This is a genomic window from Bradyrhizobium sp. AT1 (genome assembly GCF_001590795.1).
In the GTDB taxonomy this organism is placed as follows: domain Bacteria; phylum Pseudomonadota; class Alphaproteobacteria; order Rhizobiales; family Xanthobacteraceae; genus Bradyrhizobium.
Window position 1 is genome coordinate 1 of record NZ_JXDL01000004.1, and the last position, 3,208, is coordinate 3,208.

Consider the following 3,208-nt stretch of genomic DNA (forward strand, 5'->3'; position numbering starts at 1 on the left):
CGGCGTTCCGCCGCGGCGATACCGTCTGGCTGGTGTTCGACACGCCGAAGCCGATCGACGTCGAGGCGATCCGCGCCAAGGGCGGCGCGATGATCGGCGAGGTCGGCCGCGTGCCGCTGGACAAGGGGCAGGCGGTGCGCATCCGTCTCACCCGCCCGCTGGTCTACTCGCTGGCGAGCGAAGAGGTCGGCAAGGAGACCAACTGGCTGTTGACGCTGGCCGATAAGATCCAGACGACGCCGCTGCCGCTGATGATGTCGCGCAACATCACAGACCCCGCGCTCGCCAACATCGCGATCCCCTTCGCCAATCCGGGCGTCCTGCACAAGCTCACCGATCCCGACGCCGGCGACACCCTCTATGTCGTCACGGCACAGCGGCCGGTGCGCGGCTTCATCAAGCGGCAGGACCTCGTCGACCTCTCGCTGCTGGAATCCGCGCACGGCATCGCGGTCCGGCCGAACTCCGACGAGGTCGGCGTCGAGGTCGGCGCCGACAAGGTGATCCTCGGCAAGAAAGGTGGGCTGACGCTGTCGCCGGTTGACATCTCGGCCGAGCGGGCGCCGACCGCGGTGCGCCCGGTGTTCAGCCCCGAAGGCTGGCGCAAGGGCCAGTCGGAAAACTTCATGGCGCGCCAGAGCGAGCTGATCACGGCGATCTCCAACGTCGAGCCGGCGCTGCGCTCGCTGCCGCGGCTCGACCTCGCGCAGTTCTACATGTCGCGCGCGATGTATCACGAGGCCAAGGCCGTGACCGAATTGATGTTGAGCGATCCGCTCAACAAGGAGGAGAGCGGCGCGCTGATCATGCATGCGATCGCCAGCATCCTGATCGGCCGGCCGGCGCAGGGCCTGAAGGACCTCGCCAATCCCGTGATCGGCAACAGTCACGACTCCCAGCTCTGGAAGGCGCTCGCCTATGCGCGCCAGGGCAAATGGGCGGACGCGCGCGAGAAGTTCAAGAACGTCGAATTCGCCATCGCCTCGCTGCCGCTCGACATCCAGCGCATCGTGACGATGGACGCGATGCGGGCCTCGCTCGAGGTGAAGGACTATGCCGGCGCCTCCAAGCGCCGCAGCGAACTCGAAGTGGTCGGTGTCCCGCCCGAGGCGGCGCCCGGCTTCGCCGTGCTGCGCGGCCGGCTCGCCGAGGCGCTCGGCCACGACAAGGACGCGCTCGACGATTACAAGCTCGCGGCCGCCTCGAGCGATCGGCCGGCTGCGGCCGAGGCCAAGCAGCTCGAGGTCGCGTTGCGGCAGAAACGCGACGAGATCGGCAAGGAAGACGCGCTGCGCGAGCTCGAGACCCTGTCGATGACCTGGCGCGGCGACTCGATCGAGGTCAAGACGCTGCAGATGCTGTCGCAGATGTATGCCGAGAGCGGGCGCTACCGCGACGCGCTCACCGCGGCGCGCACCGCGACGAGGCTGCAGCCGAACGCCGAAGCCTCGCGTCAGGCACAGGACCTCGCCTCCGAGCTGTTCACGAAGATCTTCCTGGGACCGAAGGGCGACGAGCTGCCGCCGGTGGAGGCGCTCGGGATGTTCTACGAGTTCCGCGAGCTGACGCCGATCGGCCGGCGCGGCGACGAACTGATCCGCCGTCTCGCCGACCGTCTCGCATCGATCGATCTGCTCGACCAGGCCGCCGAGCTGTTGCAATACCAGGTCGATCACCGCCTCGAAGGCGCCGCGCGCGCCCAGGTCGCCGCGCGTCTGTCCATGATCTATCTCGCCAACCGCAAGCCCGACATGGCGATCACCGCGCTACGCGCGAGCCGCATCAGCGATCTCTCCGGCGAGCTCAGGCAGCAGCGCCTGCTGCTGGAGGCGCGCGCGCAGAGCGACGTCGGCCGTCACGACCTCGCGCTCGACATCGTCTCCAACGTCTCCGGGCGCGAGGTGCTCCGCCTGCGCTCCGACATCTTCTGGGCGGCCCGGCGCTGGCGCGAATCCGCCGAGCAGATCGAACTCTATTACGGCGAGCGTTTTCGCGACTTCAAGCCGCTGAACACGGTGGAGAAGAGCGACATCATCCGCGCCGCCGTCGGCTATGCGCTCGCCGACGACTCGATCGGCCTGTCGCGCTTTCGCGAGAAATACGCGCCGCTGATGAGCGAGAGCGCCGACCGTCTCGCCTTCGACATCGCGAGCAAGCCGGCCGCGGCCTCCAGCGCCGAATTCGCCGAGATCGCCAAGCTGGCAGCCAGCGTCGACACGCTCGACGGCTTCCTGCGCGAGATGAAGCAGCGCTTCCCCGACGCCACCGCCCGCGCCCCCGGCTCGCCGCAAGCCAAGGACGAGAGCGACCACACCGGCTCGCTGCCGACGATCCCGGTGGTGCGGCAGATCAAGATGACGCGGTAGAAACTCTCGTTCCGCGCGAAGCCCTCACCCCCCGTAACTCTGCACCAAGCTCCCCGCCACCAGCGACCAGCCGTCGACCAGCACGAAGAAGATCAGCTTGAACGGCAGCGAGATAGTCGCTGGCGGCAGCATCATCATGCCCATCGACATCAGGACCGAGGCGACGACGAGGTCGATGATCAGGAAGGGCAGGAATAACAGGAAGCCGATCTCGAAGGCGCGCTTCAGCTCGGAGATCATGAAGGCGGGGACGAGGATGCGGAGGGCGAGGTCGTCGGGAGTGGCCGGCGGCGGCTCGCCCGAGAGATCGAGGAACAGCTTGAGGTCCTTTTCGCGCACGTTCTTCTGCATGAAGCCGCGCAAGGGCACGGAGGCGCGCTGCAGTGCGTCCTCGACGCCGATCTGGTTGGCGACGAGCGGACGGATGCCGTCGTCGTAGGATTTCTGCAGCACCGGCCCCATCACGAAGAAGGTGAGGAACATCGCGAGCGCGATGATCACCGAGTTCGGCGGCGCGGTCGCCGTGCCCATCGCGGTGCGCAGCAGCGACAGCACGACCACGATGCGCGTGAACGACGTCATCATGATCAGGATCGACGGCGCGATCGACAGCACGGTGAGCAGCGCGATGAGCTGGATCGCGCGCTCGGTGACGCCGCCCCCGCCGGCGCCGCCGCCGCCGAGGTTGATGCTGATGTCCTGCGCATGCGCAAGGCTTGCGAGCGAAGCCGCGCCGAACAGGACAGAAAGGAAAAGAACTCTACGCGGGAGGGACGGCAGCCTCACGAAGACGGCTTCGGACGGCCGAGCAGGGAGGCCATCTCGTCTTCGAGATTTTCAAA

At 67.5% G+C, this 3,208-nt stretch carries 2 protein-coding genes; one reads left to right on the forward strand and one right to left on the reverse strand.

Annotated elements, in window-relative coordinates; translation table 11 throughout:
- Positions 1–2,366, forward strand: a 2,366-nt coding sequence (locus SE92_RS34610; RefSeq protein WP_502686804.1) for a tetratricopeptide repeat protein, incomplete at its 5' end; no start/stop codon positions are given.
- A gap of 24 nt (positions 2,367–2,390) precedes the next feature.
- On the opposite strand, the gene fliP is transcribed toward SE92_RS34610, so the two are convergent.
- Positions 2,391–3,152 (reverse strand): flagellar type III secretion system pore protein FliP, encoded by a 762-nt coding sequence (gene fliP / locus SE92_RS34615; RefSeq protein ID WP_063203928.1) that lies wholly within the window; start codon positions 3,150–3,152, stop codon positions 2,391–2,393.
- Between the last annotated feature and the right edge of the window lie 56 nt (positions 3,153–3,208).